General features: G+C 70.2%; 17 protein-coding genes. 13 read left to right on the plus strand and 4 right to left on the minus strand.

All coding sequences use genetic code 11. From position 1 onward, the window contains the following. The first annotated feature begins 117 nt into the window (after positions 1-117). The 5 genes from G3573_RS02670 to G3573_RS02690 all read left to right on the plus strand — a co-directional run bounded on the left by G3573_RS02670 (position 118) and on the right by G3573_RS02690 (position 4,437). On the plus strand, positions 118-426 hold the full coding sequence (locus G3573_RS02670; protein ID WP_163259303.1) for a hypothetical protein: 309 nt from the start codon (positions 118-120) through the stop codon (positions 424-426). A gap of 154 nt (positions 427-580) precedes the next feature. Next, a complete protein-coding gene (locus G3573_RS02675; RefSeq protein WP_163259304.1) occupies positions 581-1,750 on the plus strand; it encodes a phosphoserine transaminase in 1,170 nt (389 codons plus the stop codon). A 139-nt stretch (positions 1,751-1,889) separates the two neighbouring features. Continuing rightward, positions 1,890-3,179, plus strand: coding sequence for an adenylosuccinate synthase (locus tag G3573_RS02680; protein WP_163259305.1), 1,290 nt, complete (start codon positions 1,890-1,892; stop codon positions 3,177-3,179). Between the two features lie 88 nt (positions 3,180-3,267). Then, positions 3,268-4,080 carry a response regulator gene (locus G3573_RS02685; protein WP_163259306.1) on the plus strand — a complete coding sequence of 271 codons (813 nt, stop codon included), beginning with the start codon at positions 3,268-3,270 and terminating at the stop codon, positions 4,078-4,080. A 6-nt stretch (positions 4,081-4,086) separates the two neighbouring features. Further along, a complete protein-coding gene (locus G3573_RS02690; RefSeq protein ID WP_163259307.1) occupies positions 4,087-4,437 on the plus strand; it encodes a hypothetical protein in 351 nt (116 codons plus the stop codon). Between the two features lie 81 nt (positions 4,438-4,518). Here the strand turns inward: G3573_RS02690 and rpoH are convergent, their stop codons facing one another. Continuing rightward, a complete protein-coding gene (gene rpoH / locus G3573_RS02695) occupies positions 4,519-5,406 on the minus strand; it encodes an RNA polymerase sigma factor RpoH (RefSeq protein ID WP_163259308.1) in 888 nt (295 codons plus the stop codon). 238 nt (positions 5,407-5,644) lie between these two features. After that, on the minus strand, positions 5,645-6,337 hold the full coding sequence (locus G3573_RS02700; RefSeq protein ID WP_163259309.1) for a hypothetical protein: 693 nt from the start codon (positions 6,335-6,337) through the stop codon (positions 5,645-5,647). Positions 6,338-6,439: 102 nt separating this feature from the next. On the opposite strand from G3573_RS02700, the gene G3573_RS02705 reads away from it, so the two are divergent. From G3573_RS02705 to G3573_RS02715, 3 genes are all read left to right on the plus strand, one after another. Further along, on the plus strand, positions 6,440-6,829 hold the full coding sequence (locus tag G3573_RS02705) for a group III truncated hemoglobin (RefSeq protein ID WP_163259310.1): 390 nt from the start codon (positions 6,440-6,442) through the stop codon (positions 6,827-6,829). A gap of 60 nt (positions 6,830-6,889) precedes the next feature. Beyond that, positions 6,890-8,398 (plus strand): aldehyde dehydrogenase family protein, encoded by a 1,509-nt coding sequence (locus G3573_RS02710; protein ID WP_163259311.1) that lies wholly within the window; start codon positions 6,890-6,892, stop codon positions 8,396-8,398. A gap of 137 nt (positions 8,399-8,535) precedes the next feature. Then, complete coding sequence (locus G3573_RS02715; protein WP_163259312.1) at positions 8,536-10,785, plus strand: ATP-binding protein; 2,250 nt, start codon at positions 8,536-8,538, stop codon at positions 10,783-10,785. Positions 10,786-10,788: 3 nt separating this feature from the next. Here G3573_RS02715 and G3573_RS02720 read toward each other — a convergent pair whose 3' ends face one another. Continuing rightward, on the minus strand, positions 10,789-11,217 hold the full coding sequence (locus G3573_RS02720; RefSeq protein ID WP_163259313.1) for a CBS domain-containing protein: 429 nt from the start codon (positions 11,215-11,217) through the stop codon (positions 10,789-10,791). A 129-nt stretch (positions 11,218-11,346) separates the two neighbouring features. On the opposite strand from G3573_RS02720, the gene G3573_RS02725 reads away from it, so the two are divergent. The 5 genes from G3573_RS02725 (at position 11,347) to G3573_RS02745 (ending at position 14,636) form a co-directional block, all read left to right on the plus strand. Then, entirely contained in the window at positions 11,347-11,814 is a 468-nt protein-coding gene (locus tag G3573_RS02725) for a hypothetical protein (protein ID WP_163259314.1), read from the plus strand. Between the two features lie 69 nt (positions 11,815-11,883). Continuing rightward, entirely contained in the window at positions 11,884-12,882 is a 999-nt protein-coding gene (dusA, locus tag G3573_RS02730) for a tRNA dihydrouridine(20/20a) synthase DusA (RefSeq protein WP_163259315.1), read from the plus strand. A 32-nt stretch (positions 12,883-12,914) separates the two neighbouring features. Next, on the plus strand, positions 12,915-13,235 hold the full coding sequence (locus G3573_RS02735) for a hypothetical protein (RefSeq protein WP_163259316.1): 321 nt from the start codon (positions 12,915-12,917) through the stop codon (positions 13,233-13,235). 67 nt (positions 13,236-13,302) lie between these two features. Continuing rightward, on the plus strand, positions 13,303-14,121 hold the full coding sequence (locus tag G3573_RS02740) for a sulfite exporter TauE/SafE family protein (RefSeq protein WP_163259317.1): 819 nt from the start codon (positions 13,303-13,305) through the stop codon (positions 14,119-14,121). Positions 14,122-14,210: 89 nt separating this feature from the next. Next, complete coding sequence (locus G3573_RS02745; RefSeq protein WP_163259318.1) at positions 14,211-14,636, plus strand: hypothetical protein; 426 nt, start codon at positions 14,211-14,213, stop codon at positions 14,634-14,636. A 287-nt stretch (positions 14,637-14,923) separates the two neighbouring features. Here the strand turns inward: G3573_RS02745 and G3573_RS02750 are convergent, their stop codons facing one another. Next, the gene (locus tag G3573_RS02750) at positions 14,924-15,130 is read right to left on the minus strand and encodes a hypothetical protein (protein ID WP_346427329.1); all 207 of its coding nucleotides are present in this window, start codon (positions 15,128-15,130) and stop codon (positions 14,924-14,926) included. Positions 15,131-15,211: the final 81 nt, after the last annotated feature.

Below are 15,211 nucleotides of genomic sequence, written 5' to 3' on the forward strand. Positions count from 1 at the left end.
CATACCTCCGTTAGGCATAAATTGCCGTGAAATGGCCGCGTTGCGTCAGGGTTTTTTTAAGATGACCGTGGCATCCCTCCACTGGAAAGCAACAGCTTCTAGTAGGGGAGCCACATCATGAAGAAGTCTATCGTCGCCGGCCTTATCGCCGCCAGTGCTTTGTTCGCCGGTTCGTCGGTCAACGCTGCCAACTTCCAGGAGCAGATGGACCGTTGTCTGTCGCGCTTCGCCAACACCAAGGACGCCGCCAGCGTGATGCTGGAGTGCACCGCCGACGCCGGCAAGCTCTCGGGCTGCAAGGTCGTCGAGGACAGCGCCGCGGGCAAGGGCTTCGACAAGGCCGCCCTGTGCATCGCCGACGCCCTGCCGATGGGCAGCAAGTCGGGCGTGGTGAAGGTTCCGCTGAAGTTCCCGGGCGGCAACTGATCTGACGCGGCTCTGCCGCGAAGCTGTTAAGTATGAAGGCGCCCCCGCGCGAACGTGCGGGGGCGCTTTTCATTTGGCGCGGCCTCTGTCCCTGAGGGGCTCGTGCGCCTAGGTTCAGGCGCAGCCGACTCTCTCCCCAGGGAACGCCAAAGCCATGAACCCGTCCGCCCAACCCTCGCGTCGGCCCGAGCGGCCGTGGTTCTCGTCCGGCCCGACCGCCAAGCGCCCGGGCTGGTCGCCCGACGCCCTGGCCGGGGCCCTGGTCGGGCGCGGCATCCGCGCGCCGTCCGCGCTGGCCCGCGTTCAGCAGTCGGTCGACCTGACCCGACAGGTCCTGGGCATTCCCGACGATTTCCGCGTGGCGCTGATCCCCGGTTCCGACACCGGCGCGGTCGAGGCGGCGCTGTGGAACATGCTGGGCGAGCGCCCGGTGCAGGTGCTGGACTTCGAAAACTTCGGCCACACCTGGGCCGAGGACGTGGTCAAGCACCTGAAGATCGACGCCGAGGTGCTGAAGGCGCCCTACGGCCAGGTCCCGGATCTGTCCAAGGTGCGCCCGGACGCCGACCTGGTGTTCCCCTGGAACGGCACGACCTCGGGCGTGCGCATGCCCGGCCCGGGCTTCATCGCCGCCGACCGGACCGGCCTGACCATCTGCGACGCCACCTCGGCGGCCTTCGCCATGGACCTGCCCTGGGACCGGCTGGACGTGACCACCTTCTCCTTCCAGAAGGCGCTGGGCGGCGAGGCCGGCATCGGCTTCATGGTGCTGTCGCCCCGCGCGGTCGAGCGGCTGAACACCTTCGATCCCGGCCGCTCGATCCCGAAGGTCCTGCGCCTGCGCAAGGACGGCCGCGCCGACGAGGCGATCTTCGAAGGCGCGCTGATCAACACCTTCTCCCTGCTGACGGTCGAGGACTGGCTGGACGGCCTGCGCTGGGCCGCCCGTGTCGGCGGCGTGCCCGAGCTGATCCGCCGCACCCAGTCGAATTTCGAGATTCTGTCCGAGTGGGTGGCGCGCACGCCCTGGATCGACTTCCTCGCCGCCGACCCGACGGTCCGGTCGGAGACCTCGGTCTGCCTGCAGTTCGTCGATCCGCGGGTGACCGGCCTGGACGACCAGGAACGCACGGCCTTCGTGAAGCGGTTCTGCTCGGCCCTTGAGCGGGAAGGGGTCGCGCTCGACATCGCCGGCCATCGCTCAGCCCCGCCGGGCCTGCGGGTCTGGTGCGGTTGCACGGTCGACGCGGCCGACGTCGAGGCGCTGACGCCCTGGCTGGACTGGGCTTTCGCGGCCTCGATGGTGGAGCCGCAGCCGGCCTGATCGCCGCTTCGGTGGACAATAGGGCCGCGACGGGAGGACAGCGGCGCGAGACTGGTCTATAGGCTCGCCCCGCGTGCGCCGCCGGCCCCTGGCCGAGCGGCTCGACGTGTGTGGAATTTGATCAGCGATCGGAGCGAAGGTGGCGAACGTCGCGGTTGTCGGCGCCCAGTGGGGCGACGAAGGCAAGGGCAAGCTCGTCGACTGGCTGTCGAACCGGGCGGACGTGGTGGTGCGTTTCCAGGGCGGCCATAACGCCGGCCATACCCTGGTGGTGGGCGACATCACCTACAAGCTCTCGCTGCTGCCCTCCGGGCTGGTGCAGGGCAAGCCGTCGATCATCGGCAACGGCGTGGTGGTCGACCCCTGGGCCCTGCTGGATGAGATCGGCCGCATCGAGGCCCAGGGCGTGAAGATCACGCCCGAGGTGCTCAGCCTGGCCGACAACGCCTGCCTGATCCTGCCGATCCACCGCGATCTGGACGCCGCGCGCGAGAAGGCCGCCGGGGCCGGCAAGATCGGCACCACCGGCCGCGGCATCGGCCCGGCCTACGAAGACAAGGTGGGCCGTCGCGCCGTGCGCGTCGCCGACCTGGCCGACCGCGCCGCCCTGGAGATCAAGGTCGAGCGCCTGCTCGCGCACCACAACGCGCTGCGCCGCGGGCTGGACCTGCCGGAAGTGGACGGCCCGGGCCTGATCGAAGCCCTGCTCGAGATCGCGCCGAAGGTGCTGCCGTATTCCCAGCCGGTCTGGCGCGTGCTCGACGCCGCCCACCGCGAGGGCAAGAAGATCCTGTTCGAGGGCGCGCAGGGCTCGCTGCTCGACGTCGACCACGGCACCTATCCGTTCGTCACCTCGTCCAACACCGTCGCCGGCCAGGCCGCGGCCGGCTCGGGCCTGGGCCCGAGCGCGGTCGGCTACGTGCTGGGCATTGTGAAGGCCTACACCACCCGCGTGGGCGGCGGCCCGTTCCCGACCGAACTGCACGACGACATCGGCCGCCAGATCGGCGAGCGCGGGCGCGAGTTCGGCACCGTCACCGGCCGGGCGCGTCGCTGCGGCTGGTTCGACGCGGTGCTGGTGCGCCAGTCGGTGGCCATCAACGGCATCCACGGCGTGGCCCTGACCAAGCTGGACGTGCTGGACGGCCTGGAAAAGCTGAAGATCTGCGTCGGCTACCGCGTGGGCGGCCGCACCCTGGACTACCTGCCGGCCGGCATGAAGGACCAGGCCTCGGTCGAGCCGATCTACGAGGAAATGGACGGCTGGTCGGAGAGCACGGTGGGGGCCCGCTCGTGGGTCGAGCTGCCGGGGAATGCGGTGAAGTACGTCCGCCGCATCGAGGAGCTGATCGGCGCGCCGGTCGCGCTGCTGTCGACCAGCCCCGAGCGGGACGACACGATTCTGATGCGCGACCCCTTCCAGTCGTAAAGGCGGCCCAGTCGCAAAGGCGGGCCAGTCGTAAAGGCCGTCTTTACCGTACGCGGGTATCCCTACGTCCGTGTAAGGGAGTCTCCCCGTGTTCGCGGCCGATCCGAAACTCATTCAGCACTTTGCGCCGCATCTGCGCAGCGTGCTGATCGTCGATCCCCAGCCGGCCTCGGCCAAGGTGCTGGCCGATCTGGCGCGCGCGCTCGGCGGCAAGAACCTGATGATCGAGCCGGACGAGAAGACCGCGCTCAGCCTGGCCCGCGACTTCGACCCGACCCTGGTCTTCATCGAGTTCGCGGGGCCGCGGCTGGACGGCCTGGCCTTCACCCGCAAGCTGCGCCGCAGCGACATGGCCTGCCGCCGCGCGCCGGTGATCATGGTCACCGCCGAGGCGACCGTTCAGTCGATCAAGGGCGCCCGCGACGTCGGCGTGCACGAATTCCTGCGCAAGCCCTTCACCGCCGGCGACCTGCTGAAGCGGCTGGAGGCGGTGTCGCTGAAGCCGCGCGACTGGATCGAGGCGGTCGGCTACGTCGGCCCGGACCGCCGCCGCTTCAACTCCGCCGAATACGCCGGCCCGCGCAAGCGCAACGCCGACAAGCCCAAGACCCCCGGCGAAGCCCAGGCCCAGGCCATGGACCAGGCCGTCCGCATCCTGCGCGCCGCGGTCAATCAGTTCGACCAGGACCCCGGCCAGGCGATCCGCGCCCTGCGCCAGCAGGCCGTCACCCTGAAGCAGCTGGCCGTCGAGGGCAGCCACGTGCAACTGGCCGTCGCCGCCGCCCAGCTCGACCTGGCTCTGGCCAGCGACCGCCTGACCCGCGCCGACGTCGAAGGCCCGGTCGGCGCCGTCACCGGCCTGTTCGCCGCCAACGCCCCGCAGCAGGCGCGGGTGGCGTAAGCCGACATGCGCGGCGTGCTGATCGGTCTGGCCCTTTTGGCGGCTCAGGATACGACGCCGGCCCAGCCCAACGAACTCTCGAAGCTGACCGGTCAGCTCGTCATCACCGGCGAGTCCATGACTGATCCCGCGCCCGACCAGAAGTCCGATCGCGTCGGGCTGTTCTGGGACGGGGAGAGCGCGAAGCGCGTCTATGACGCGATGCAGGCCAAGGCCGTCGACAGCCCCTGCGAAGAAGGCATGAGGCAGAAGTCGGCCGGAGGGCTGGAGTGCTTCAGCCATAGCGACGGCACTTACGCGTGCAGCGCAGGGATCATGCTGGCCACCGGCAAGACCAGATCGGTTTCGGCGTGCTGACCGCGGACGGGTTTCGGTGAGGACAAAGAAAAAGGGGCGCGCCGGCGGCGCGCCCCTTTCCGTTTCAGTCGGGCTTGAAGCTTACGCGTCGACCAGGTTCCGCTCGGTGGCGGCGGCGCGCATGGCCTTCTGCAGCTTTTCGAAGGCGCGCACCTCGATCTGGCGCACGCGCTCGCGGCTGACGCCGTACTGCGAAGCCAGTTCCTCCAGCGTGGTCGGCTCGTCCTTCAGCCGGCGCTCGGTGAGGATGTGCCGCTCGCGGTCGGTCAGCTCCTGCATGGCTTCCTGCAGCAGGCCCATGCGCAGGCTGCGCTCTTCGCTCTCGGCGATCTGGCTTTCCTGCGACACCTGGGTGTCGTCGGCCAGCCAGTCCTGCCACTCGCTCTCGCTGTCCGAGCGCAGCGGCGCGTTCAGCGAGGCGTCCGGACCGGCCAGGCGCCGGTTCATCGAGATGACGTCGTCGTGGGTCACGCCCAGCTTGGTCGCGATGGTCTCGACCTGGTCGGGACGCAGGTCGCCTTCCTCGAAGGCGCTGATCTGGCTCTTCGCCTTACGCAGGTTGAAGAACAGCTTCTTCTGCGCGGCGGTCGTGCCCATCTTCACCAGCGACCACGAGCGCAGGATGTATTCCTGGATCGAGGCGCGGATCCACCACATGGCGTAGGTCGCCAGGCGGAAGCCCTTGTCCGGATCGAACTTCTTCACGGCCTGCATCAGGCCGACGTTGCCTTCCGAGATCACTTCGCCGATCGGCAGGCCGTAGCCGCGATAGCCCATGGCGATCTTGGCCACGAGGCGCAGGTGCGAGGTGACGAGCTTGTGGGCGGCCGTAGGATCCTCGTGCTCCTGCCAACGCTTGGCGAGCATGAACTCCTCGTCCTTGGTCAGCATCGGGAACTTGCGGATCTCGGTGAGATACCGAGACAGCCCGCCTTCCGGCGAGATGACGGCGAGCGAATTGTTGGCCATGGACCTTACTCCCCGGGCGGTCACGTGGTCGGGAGAGCCGTGAAGCCGGCCGCGCCACCCCAGCGCGGTCAGTCGCCCGTTCCCCGTCAACGACCCAAGATAGGGATGGTTGCGTGCGGTTTAAGGCGCCGCTTCGAAAATAAGTCACGTTCGGTGTTGCCGAAATCGTGCCTTCGAAACTGCAACTGAGATTATTACAGGATGGTGCGTTCTCATTCAAGACGCACCTTGCCGCACCCTATCTGAAGTCGACGTGCAGGTGGTCGTCGTGGCGGGCGGCGTGACAGCCCTGGAAGCGCGCCTTGGCGTTCCCCCACAGGCCGAACCGCTTTTCCAGGTGCGGCTCGATCAGCACCCGGCGCACCTGGCCTTCCTTGATCAGCGTGCGGGTCAGGAACTCCGACCGCCCCTCGTCCAGCCGCCAGGTCCGCGACTTGGGCGGATCGGGCCGACGGTGTTTCCACTTGCCCGGGCACGGATCGGGTTCGGCCACGGGCCGCGGCTCGAAGTCTTCGTAGCCGTTGATGGAGCCTGGCGGCTTCGGCAGGCGACGGCCGTCCTTGCTCTCGTAGAACAGGGCCAGGTCGATCTGGCGGCCGTCGCCGTGGCTCAGGTGCGGCGGGAACGGCTTCTTTCCGCTGGGCCACGAGGCGTCCATGAAGGTCACGACCGTGTCGGGATAGGCCTTGTGGACCGCTCGCGCCGTCCGGATGATCGCCTGGCGCGCCTGGGGGGTGACGTAGTTGCGGTCGCCCAGGCAGTAGAAGCCGTGGGCCGGGCGCAAGGGCTCGGAGCCGTCGCAGGGCAGGGGCACCAGCCCGGCCGGACTGGGCGTCGGCGGCCGCTTCGGTGTCGGCAGGGGCGCTGACGCGCTCGCGCAGGTGTCGACGGTCACGAACAACAGGCAGGCGAGGGCGACGGCGGCGCGCATCGGACATCCGAGGGTGGGAGCTCGGCCGTATCATCGTTCGCCCGGCGGCGCGCGCAAGGGGCTCGCTTGCGGTCGCGCGCGCGGTGTGGGAAGCGGCCGGCCATGACGCCCGCGACCGAGATCACCGACGAAGCCCTCGCCCTGCAGGTGGAGCGCTTCTACGACAAGGTCCGCCGCGACCCGCTGATCGGCCCGGTGTTCGAGGCGGCGATCGACGACTGGCCCGAGCACCTGGCCAAGCTGACCGACTTCTGGTCGTCGGTGACGCTCGCCACCGGCCGGTATCGCGGCCGGCCGATGCCGGCGCACATGAAGCTGCCGCTGGAGCCGCGCATGTTCGATCGCTGGCTGTTTCTATGGGGCGAGACCGCCGACGAGCTGTTCGCGCCCGCCCAGGCCCAGGTCCTGCGCGAGAAGGCCGCGCGCATCGGCCAGAGCCTGAGCCTGGCCATGTTCTTCCGTCCCGAGGACGTCCGGCCCAAGGGCGACTGACGGGCTACCGGAATCGCCCGTGGACCGCTAAGCCCTCACCCGGAGTATCGGAGAGGCGACATGACCACGGCTGAACAGGCGCGCGAAATTCTGGACCGTCTCGGCGTCGAGCGGGCCGCCTTCGAAGGCGGCGACCTGGCCGTGCGCTCTCCGGTCGACGGCGCCGAGATCGCCGCGGTCCGCACCCAGTCGGCCGCCCAGGTCGCTGACACCGTCGGCCGCGCCGACGCCGCCTTCCGCGCCTGGCGCAAGGTCCCGGCCCCGCGCCGCGGCGAGCTGGTCCGCCTGCTGGGCGAGGAACTGCGCAAGGCCAAGGACGACCTGGGCCTGCTGGTCACCCTGGAATCCGGCAAGATCCGCTCCGAGGGCCTGGGCGAAGTCCAGGAGATGATCGACATCTGCGACTTCGCCGTGGGCCTGTCGCGCCAGCTGTACGGCCTGACCATGCCGTCCGAGCGCCCCGGTCACCACATGCTGGAACGCTGGCAGCCGCTGGGCCCGGTCGCGGTGATCTCGGCCTTCAACTTCCCCGTCGCCGTGTGGTGCTGGAACGCCGCTCTGGCACTGGTCTGCGGCGACAGCGTGATCTGGAAGCCGTCGGAGAAGACCCCGCTGGTGGCGCTGGCCACCCAGGCGATCTTCGACCGCGCCGCCGCCCGCTTCGGCGACGCCCCGGCCCACCTGTCGCAGGTGCTGGTCGGCGCCCAGGCCGTGGGCGAGGCCCTGGTCGACGACCCGCGCGTGCCGCTGGTTTCGGCCACCGGCTCGACCCGCATGGGTCGCGCCGTCGCCCCGCGCGTGGCCGAGCGCTTCGGCCGCTCCCTGCTGGAGCTGGGCGGTAACAACGCCATGATCGTCACGCCGTCGGCCGATCTCGACATGGCCGTGCGCGCCATCGCCTTCTCGGCCGTCGGCACCGCCGGCCAGCGCTGCACCACGCTGCGCCGCCTGCTGGTCCACGCCAGCGTCGCCGACGCCCTGGTCGAGCGCCTGAAGGGCGCCTACACCACCCTGAAGATCGGCAGCCCGCTGGAGGGCGACACCCTGGTCGGTCCGCTGATCGACGAGGCGTCGGCCACGGCATTCGAGGCGGCGCTGGATCGCGCCAAGGCCGAGGGCGGCGAGGTGGTGGTCGGCGGCGGCCGGGCCGACACCGGCCTCGGCGGGGCCTATGTGAAACCGGCCATCGTGCGCATGCCGGCGCAGAGCGCCATCGTCCGCCACGAGACCTTCGCGCCGATCCTCTACGTCCTGACCTGGACCGATTTCGACGAGGCGATCGAGCTGCAGAACGCCGTGCCCCAGGGTCTGTCGTCCTGCGTGTTCACCGACAGCGTCCGCGAGGCCGAGGCCTTCCTGTCGGCCACCGGCAGCGACTGCGGCATCGCCAACGTCAACATCGGCCCGTCCGGCGCCGAGATCGGCGGCGCCTTCGGCGGCGAGAAGGAGACCGGCGGCGGTCGCGAGAGCGGCTCGGACGCGTGGAAGGCCTACATGCGTCGCCAGACGCAGACGGTGAACTATTCCAAGGAGTTGCCGCTCGCTCAGGGAGTCCGTTTCGACGTCTGAGGCGTTATCCCGGTCGAACACTGTTCCAGTCCGGGATAGGGTCCTTCGTCGAGATCGGATTGTGCATGACGGCGACGGGCGCCACGCAAGCGACAGAAGCGGAACGCCCGCCGGTCCGCGTTTCGCGGTGGCGCCAGTTGCTGGGCTCGGTCCGCGGCCGCCTGACCCTGCTCACCATCGCCCTGGTGCTGACCGCGGCCCTGGCGGCGACCCTGCTGATCGTCGACGCCTACCGCAGCCACCGCGCCTCCACCGAGCGGCAGATCTCAGAGACGGCCGGGGCCATGTCCCTGGCCATCGACGGCAAGGCTCGTGAGGTGACCGGCGTGCTGCAGGTGCTGGCCCTGTCGCCGCACCTGAAGGCGGGCGATCTCGCCGCCTTCGAGAGCCAGGCCCGCAGGGCGGTGCCGCACGACGACAAGTGGGTGGTGGTCGCCGACCTCGACGGCCAGCAACTGGTCAACACCCTGGCCAAGCCGGGCGAGCCCCTGCCGCGCATGCGGCTGCCGGCCGACATCGACCTGCGCGAGCGGGAGACCTACGTCTCCGACCTGCTGCAGGGCATGGTGGAGAAGGGCCGCGTCATCGCCTTCGCCACCCTGGCCGAGGGACCGGGCGGGCGCCCCTACATCCTGGCCATCGCCATGCGCCCGTCGGCCCCGAACGCGGTGATCGCCGAGCAGCGGCTGCCGCCGGGCTGGTACGGCACGCTGGTCGACCGCAAGGGCGTGGTGATCGCGCGCAACGTCGAGGCTGAGCGGTTCGAGGGCGTGTCGGCGTCGCCGGACATCCTCGAGCGCATTCGCAAGTCCCCGGAAGGCGTCGGCGACAGCGTCTCGCTCGACGGCCGCGAGACCCTGGTGGCGCACAGGCGCTCGCCGGTCACCGGCTGGACCTTCCTGGTCGGGGTGCCGCGGGCCGAGGTGTCCGGCAGCCTCTCGCGATCCCTGATAATGACCTTCGTCCTCTGCCTGGCCCTGCTGGCCTTGGGCGCGCTGCTGACGGTGTGGTTCGCGCGCGGCGTGACCCGGGCGGTCGAAAGCCTGGAGGGCGCGGCCGAGGCCATGGGGCGCGGCGGCGCGGCGCCCCGTCTCGCCACCGGCCTGCGCGAGACGGACGCGGTCGCAGAGGCGCTGCACGGCGCGTCGCTGAAGCTGAAGGCGCGCGAGGCCGAACTGCGTCAGCTCAACGACACCCTCGAAGCGCGCGTGGTCGAACGCTCCCGCGAGCTGGAGGAGACCACCGAGCGGCTGGTGCAGGCCCGCAAGGTCGAGGCGCTGGGCCGGCTGACCGGCGGCGTCGCCCACGACTTCAACAACCTGCTGACCGCGGTGATCGGCAACCTCGACCTGCTGGGCAAGCGGATCAAGGACGAGGCCCTGGAGAAGTACGTCGCCAACGCCCGCCAGGCGGCCCAGCGCGGCGCCAAGCTGACCGCCCAGCTCCTGGCCTTCGCGCGGCGCCAGCGGCTGGAGCCGGAGCCGCTCGACGTGAACGCCGTGATCGAGGGCCTGCGCGTGCTGTTCGACAGCGCGCTGGGCGGCGCCACGCGCGTGCGCGCCGAGCTCAGCCCCGATCCGCTCTGGGCGATGGCCGACCGCACCCAGCTGGAGCTGGTGGTGCTCAACCTCGCGATCAACGCCCGTGACGCCATGCCCGAAGGCGGCGAGGTGCTGATCGAGACCGCGCGCGAGCGGGTGAGCGGACCCGACCCGCGGCTGGAGGCGCCGGCGCCCGGCGACTACGTCCGCATCACCGTGGCCGACACCGGCTCGGGCATGACGCCCGAGGTGCTGGCCCGTATCTGGGAGCCGTTCTTCACCACCAAGCCGGTCGGGGCCGGATCGGGCCTGGGCCTGCCGCAGGTGCTGGGCGTGGTGAAGCAGTTGGGCGGCGGCATCCGGGTCGACACGGCGCCGGGCTGCGGAGCCCGCTTCCACGTCTACCTGCCGGTCGCCGCGCCGGCGGAGAAGGCGCACCCGGAGCCGGTCGAGGCCGCGCCCGTCGACTTCGCCGGTCTGAAGGTGCTGCTGGTGGACGACGACCGCGACGTCCGCAGCGCCACGGCGGACCTGCTGCGCGACCTCGGCAGCGAGCCCGAGGAGGCGGTGGACGCGGCCGACGCCCTGGCCCGCCTCGACGCCGGCGCCGAGCCCCGGCTGGTGATCATGGACCACGCCATGCCGGGCCTGACCGGGGCGGAGGCGGCGCAGCGGATCCGCGTCTCGCACCCCGCCCTGCCGGTGCTGCTGATCAGCGGCTACATGGACGCCGAGGCGGTCGCCCGCACCTGGGCCGGCCCGGTGCTGGCCAAGCCCTTCGACAAGCAGCAGCTGGCCGCCCGCATCGCCGCGGCCTTGCAGGCGGCCCAGACGGGCGGCGACTGAGCCTCAGCGCCGGTCGGTGTCGCTGGGCTCGCACACGCCCTGAAGCGCCCGCCTGGCGGCCGTCGACGAGCCACTGAGACCGAGATCGGCCAGCGAGACCATGCCGACCAGCCGCTTGCCGTCGTCCAGCACGGGCAGGCGGCGCACCTGGTGCTCGGCCATGACGTCGGCGGCGTCGTCCAGGTCGTCTTCCTCGAAGCAGTAGTAGACCTTCTCCGACATCACCTCGCGGGCGACCGTGCCCTCGACCTTTCCGTCGGCGACGCCGCGCACGACGATGTCCCGGTCGGTGATCATGCCGATCAGCCGGTCGTTCTCGCCGATCGGCAGGGCGCCGAGGTTCTCCACGCGCATGCGTTTGGCCACCTCGCGCAGCGGTGTGTCGGGATCGATCAGCTCGGCCCCGCGGGTCATGATCTCACGCACCTGCATGTCGGACGCCTCCTCGGGTTGGAATGCTCCAACCGGAGGAGGGGGCGAGGGGTTTCAGCGGACGGTGGCGGGACTTGCCTTCATGCGCTCAATGAACAATGTTCCCTCTATGTTCTGGAGGACGGGGGCATGAAGACGGCTGAGGCGAAGTTCAGCTTCCCGGTCTTGGGATTCACGCCGGATCGCGACATCTGGGGATTCCAGGACCTGGACGCTTTGACGACTTGCGGTCCGCTGACGCTCAAGAAGGACATGCAGCTCGGAATGGAGCTGATCGACTCGGATGGGCGGCGGTGGGTCGTGAGGTCCGTCCGGCGAACCGGGAGGAAGGGGAGGTTCCCTTCCTGGTTGCTGTGGACCGTCCTGACTGCGGCCCCGCAGTCCCGCATTGAGCACGACCTCGACGAACTCACGCCCGTATCGCTCGCCGAGGCATTGGAGCGCGCGTGCGCCGCCATAGAGGCGTCTCCCGACATCTATGGGCCTGAGGGCGAAGATGAGGAGACGATAGAGACGAGGGTCGCGAAGGTGCGCGCGGCCAAGAGCGTCGCGGGCGTTTTCGATTTGATCGGGCTCGACACCTTCGAGGCCTATTAGGGCGGCCCCGCCTGCGGCCAAACGCGGGCGGGGTTCCGTCGGCGGCCCGCCCGGCCTAGATGTCGGCCGATGACCGATACGCTCGACCGCCGCTTTTCCGTCGCCCCGATGATGGACTGGACCGACCGCAATTGCCGGGCGTTCCACCGCGTCCTGTCGAGCAAGGCGCTGCTCTACACCGAGATGGTCACGACGGGCGCGGTGCTGCACGGCGACCGCGAGCGGCTGCTGGGCTTTTCCGAGGTCGAGCATCCCGTCGCCCTGCAGCTGGGCGGCTCCGATCCGAAGGAGTTGGCGCAGGCGTCCAGGATCGCCGAGGACCTCGGTTACGACGAGGTGAACCTCAACGTCGGCTGTCCGTCCGACCGGGTGCAGTCGGGCCGCTTCGGCGCCTGCCTGATGCGCGAGCCGGAGCTGGTGGCCGAGTGCATGGCCGCCATGGCGGACGCGGTGAAGATCCCGGCCACCGTCAAATGCCGCATCGGCGTCGACGACCAGGCGCCGGAGGAAAGCCTGTTCCGCCTGGTCGACCTGTCGGCCGCCGCCGGCGTGCGCGTCTTCGTGGTCCACGCCCGCAAGGCCTGGCTGAAGGGCCTCAGCCCCAAGGAGAACCGGGACGTCCCGCCGCTGGACTATCCGCTGGTCTATCGGCTGAAGCGCGAGCGCCCGGACCTGACCGTGGTGATCAACGGCGGCGTCGCGAACCTGGACGAGGCCGAGGCGCACATGGCCCACGTCGACGGCGTCATGCTGGGCCGCGCCGCCTATCACGAGCCGGCCCTGCTGGGCGAAGCCGACCGGCGGATGTTCGGCGAAGGCGCGGACGTCGATCCGTTCCAGGCGGTGGAGGCCTATCGGCCCTACATCGCCGCCCGCCTGGCCGAAGGTCAGCACCTGGCGGGCATCACCCGCCACATGCTGGGCCTGATGCACGGCCGGCCCGGCGCGCGGGCCTGGCGGCGCATCCTGACGGTGGAGTCGATCCGCCCGGGCGCCGGCCTCGAAGTGCTGGACCGCGCGCTGGCGGCCGTGGCGGACATGCCGACGCGCGACCTTTCGGTGGCTTGAGCCGGCCGCCGATCGGCGGTCTTTCTCGTCCCATGTCGTTTCGCATCGCTCTCGCCGGCGCCCTCGCGCTGGCCGTGATCGCCGCCGGCTCGACCGCTTTTGCGGCCGCTCCCGTCACGCCTTCCGATCATCAGGCCGATCAGGCCCTGCTGGGCGCCGTGTTCGCTCGCGGCGAGCACCCGAAGCCGCAGGTAAGCGCGCCCGCCGCCGAGACGACCGCACGTCAGGCCCCGGCGCAGGCCGACGAACGCCGACGGATCGAGGCGGCCGAGGCGGGCGAACGCAGCCGCTCGGACGTCACCGAACTCGCGCCCGGGACCGCCATGCACGCCGGCTTCCGCCTGAAATTCTGACGTCGCGCGCGTGACCCGGCTGGCCTGACGCGCTAGGCAGGCCCGGTCAGTTCCGGGGGCGTGAACAATGGACGTCGGCGCGATCGCGCTTCTGATCGTCGCGACCGTGGGCGCGGGCGTCCTGGCCGGCCTGATCGCGGGCCTGTTCGGGGTCGGCGGCGGCACCGTGATCGTGCCCGCCCTGTTCTACGCCTTCAGCGTCCTGCACCTGGGCGGCGAGGGCAATTTGCACACCGCGGTCGGCACCTCGCTGGCGGTGATCATCGCCACCTCCATCCGCTCGCTCGGCGCTCACCGCATCCATGGCGCGGTCGACGAGGTCGTGCTGCGGGCCTGGACGCCCTGGGTGGGCCTGGGCGGCGCGGTCGGCGCGGCGCTGGCGGGCATGGCCTCGGACGAGGCGCTGGGCGTGATCTACGGGATCTGCGTCATGCTGGTCGCCGCCCAGATGGGCCTGGGCAAGGAGAGCTGGCGGCTGGCGCCGGACCTGCCGGTCGGCTGGCTGCGCCGCGTGCTGGGGACCGGCATCGGCCTGCTGTCGGCCATGATGGGGGTCGGCGGCGGCGCGCTGGGCGGCATGCTGATGACCCTGAGCGGCCGCTCGATCCACCAGGCCATCGCCACCGCCTCGGGCTTCGGCCTGGCCATCGGCGTGCCGGCCACCCTGGGCTTCATCGCCTTCGGCTGGGAAGCGGCGGGCCGCCCGCCGCTGTCGCTGGGCTATGTCAACGTGCCGGCCGCCATCGTCATGGGCGTGCTGACCACGGCGGTCGCGCCCTACGGCGCCAAGCTGGCGCACCGGCTGGACCGCATGACCCTGCGCCGCGCCTTCGCGGTGTTCCTGGCCTTCACCGCCGCCTCGATCGTCGCCAAGACGGTGCTGTAGGATTTCCCGTCCGGGACGAAAGGTGGCGCTTTTAGCGGAACGGCGGTATTAACCTTGGGCGTTAAGGACGCCGAGGGGAGTGCCCGCCGATGCTGATCGCGTTTCCGCTGCTGCTCATCCCTGTGGTGCTCTACAACGTCTTCGCCCTGCTGCAGATGGCGGGCGGGATAAACAGCCTGGCGGCCGACGAGCGTCTGCGGCACGGCCTGTTCAGCATCCCGATGGCCTCGGGCGGCTCCTGGCAGGTGGGCGCTGGCGACATCCTGGTGCTGCTGTCGCTGGTCCTGCTGTTCTTCGAGCTGCTGAAGTCCACCTCCAGCCAGAAGGTGGCCATCGTCAATCACTCGCTGTCGATGATCCTGTTCATCGTCTGCCTGGTCGAGTTCCTGCTGCTGAAGAGCTTCGCGACCTCGACCTTCTTCCTGATCTCGATGATGGTCCTGCTCGACGTGCTGGCCGGCTTCATCGTCACCATCATCACCGCCCGCAAGGACTTCGACTTCGCGGGCGAGTGAGGGCTTCAGGTCAGCTGAAGGCCACGAAAAGCAGGGCGACGAGGCACACGTCCAGCGAGCGGACGACGGCGGTGGTCAGCGTGGCCATGGCGCAGTTCCCTTTTAGAACATGGTTTCCCAGTTCTTAATGCAAGGGCGGCGCCACTCGTTTCCGGTAGGACGGGACAAACGCGACAGATCGGCCAGAGCGCCGCGCCCGTCCGTCTAACTGTCTGAAAATTCTGTAGTTCTTCACGCCCCGCCGAGCGTCGCCGCGGCGCGCGGCCGGCCGCATCGTGGTTAAGCGATCAGACCTCGGTCTTGGTGACGCGGCCCTTCGGCGCACGCCGGTCGGCGGCGCCGGAATATTCCGTCCCGAGGTAGGTCGTTCTGGCCTGGTCGAGCACTTCCTTGCCGCCCTTCAGCCCGCGCTTCTGGCCGCCCTGGCCCATGAGCTGGGCCGCGAAGGCGTCGCCGCCGCCGCCGGGCGCCGGTTCGGGCGCGTGCACCCGCACCGGTCCGGCCGGCACCGGCAGGCCGCCGGTCTCGGTCGCCCGCTCGACCGGCTCGACGTCCCGATCTGCGACGTGGCGGGC

This window comes from Caulobacter sp. 17J65-9 (genome assembly GCF_010975005.1).
Lineage (GTDB): Bacteria > Pseudomonadota > Alphaproteobacteria > Caulobacterales > Caulobacteraceae > 17J80-11.

Bases quoted from the DNA above. Each gene is read 5' to 3' on its own strand.
- G3573_RS02670 (WP_163259303.1), top strand. From the start codon at position 118: ATGAAGAAGTCTATCGTCGCCGGCCTTATCGCCGCCAGTGCTTTGTTC.
- G3573_RS02675 (WP_163259304.1), top strand. From the start codon at position 581: ATGAACCCGTCCGCCCAACCCTCGCGTCGGCCCGAGCGGCCGTGGTTC.
- G3573_RS02690 (WP_163259307.1), top strand. From the start codon at position 4,087: ATGCGCGGCGTGCTGATCGGTCTGGCCCTTTTGGCGGCTCAGGATACG.
- rpoH (WP_163259308.1), bottom strand. From the start codon at position 5,406: ATGGCCAACAATTCGCTCGCCGTCATCTCGCCGGAAGGCGGGCTGTCT.
- G3573_RS02700 (WP_163259309.1), bottom strand. From the start codon at position 6,337: ATGCGCGCCGCCGTCGCCCTCGCCTGCCTGTTGTTCGTGACCGTCGAC.
- G3573_RS02705 (WP_163259310.1), top strand. From the start codon at position 6,440: ATGACGCCCGCGACCGAGATCACCGACGAAGCCCTCGCCCTGCAGGTG.
- G3573_RS02710 (WP_163259311.1), top strand. From the start codon at position 6,890: ATGACCACGGCTGAACAGGCGCGCGAAATTCTGGACCGTCTCGGCGTC.
- G3573_RS02720 (WP_163259313.1), bottom strand. From the start codon at position 11,217: ATGCAGGTGCGTGAGATCATGACCCGCGGGGCCGAGCTGATCGATCCC.
- G3573_RS02725 (WP_163259314.1), top strand. From the start codon at position 11,347: ATGAAGACGGCTGAGGCGAAGTTCAGCTTCCCGGTCTTGGGATTCACG.
- dusA (WP_163259315.1), top strand. From the start codon at position 11,884: ATGACCGATACGCTCGACCGCCGCTTTTCCGTCGCCCCGATGATGGAC.
- G3573_RS02735 (WP_163259316.1), top strand. From the start codon at position 12,915: ATGTCGTTTCGCATCGCTCTCGCCGGCGCCCTCGCGCTGGCCGTGATC.
- G3573_RS02740 (WP_163259317.1), top strand. From the start codon at position 13,303: ATGGACGTCGGCGCGATCGCGCTTCTGATCGTCGCGACCGTGGGCGCG.
- G3573_RS02745 (WP_163259318.1), top strand. From the start codon at position 14,211: ATGCTGATCGCGTTTCCGCTGCTGCTCATCCCTGTGGTGCTCTACAAC.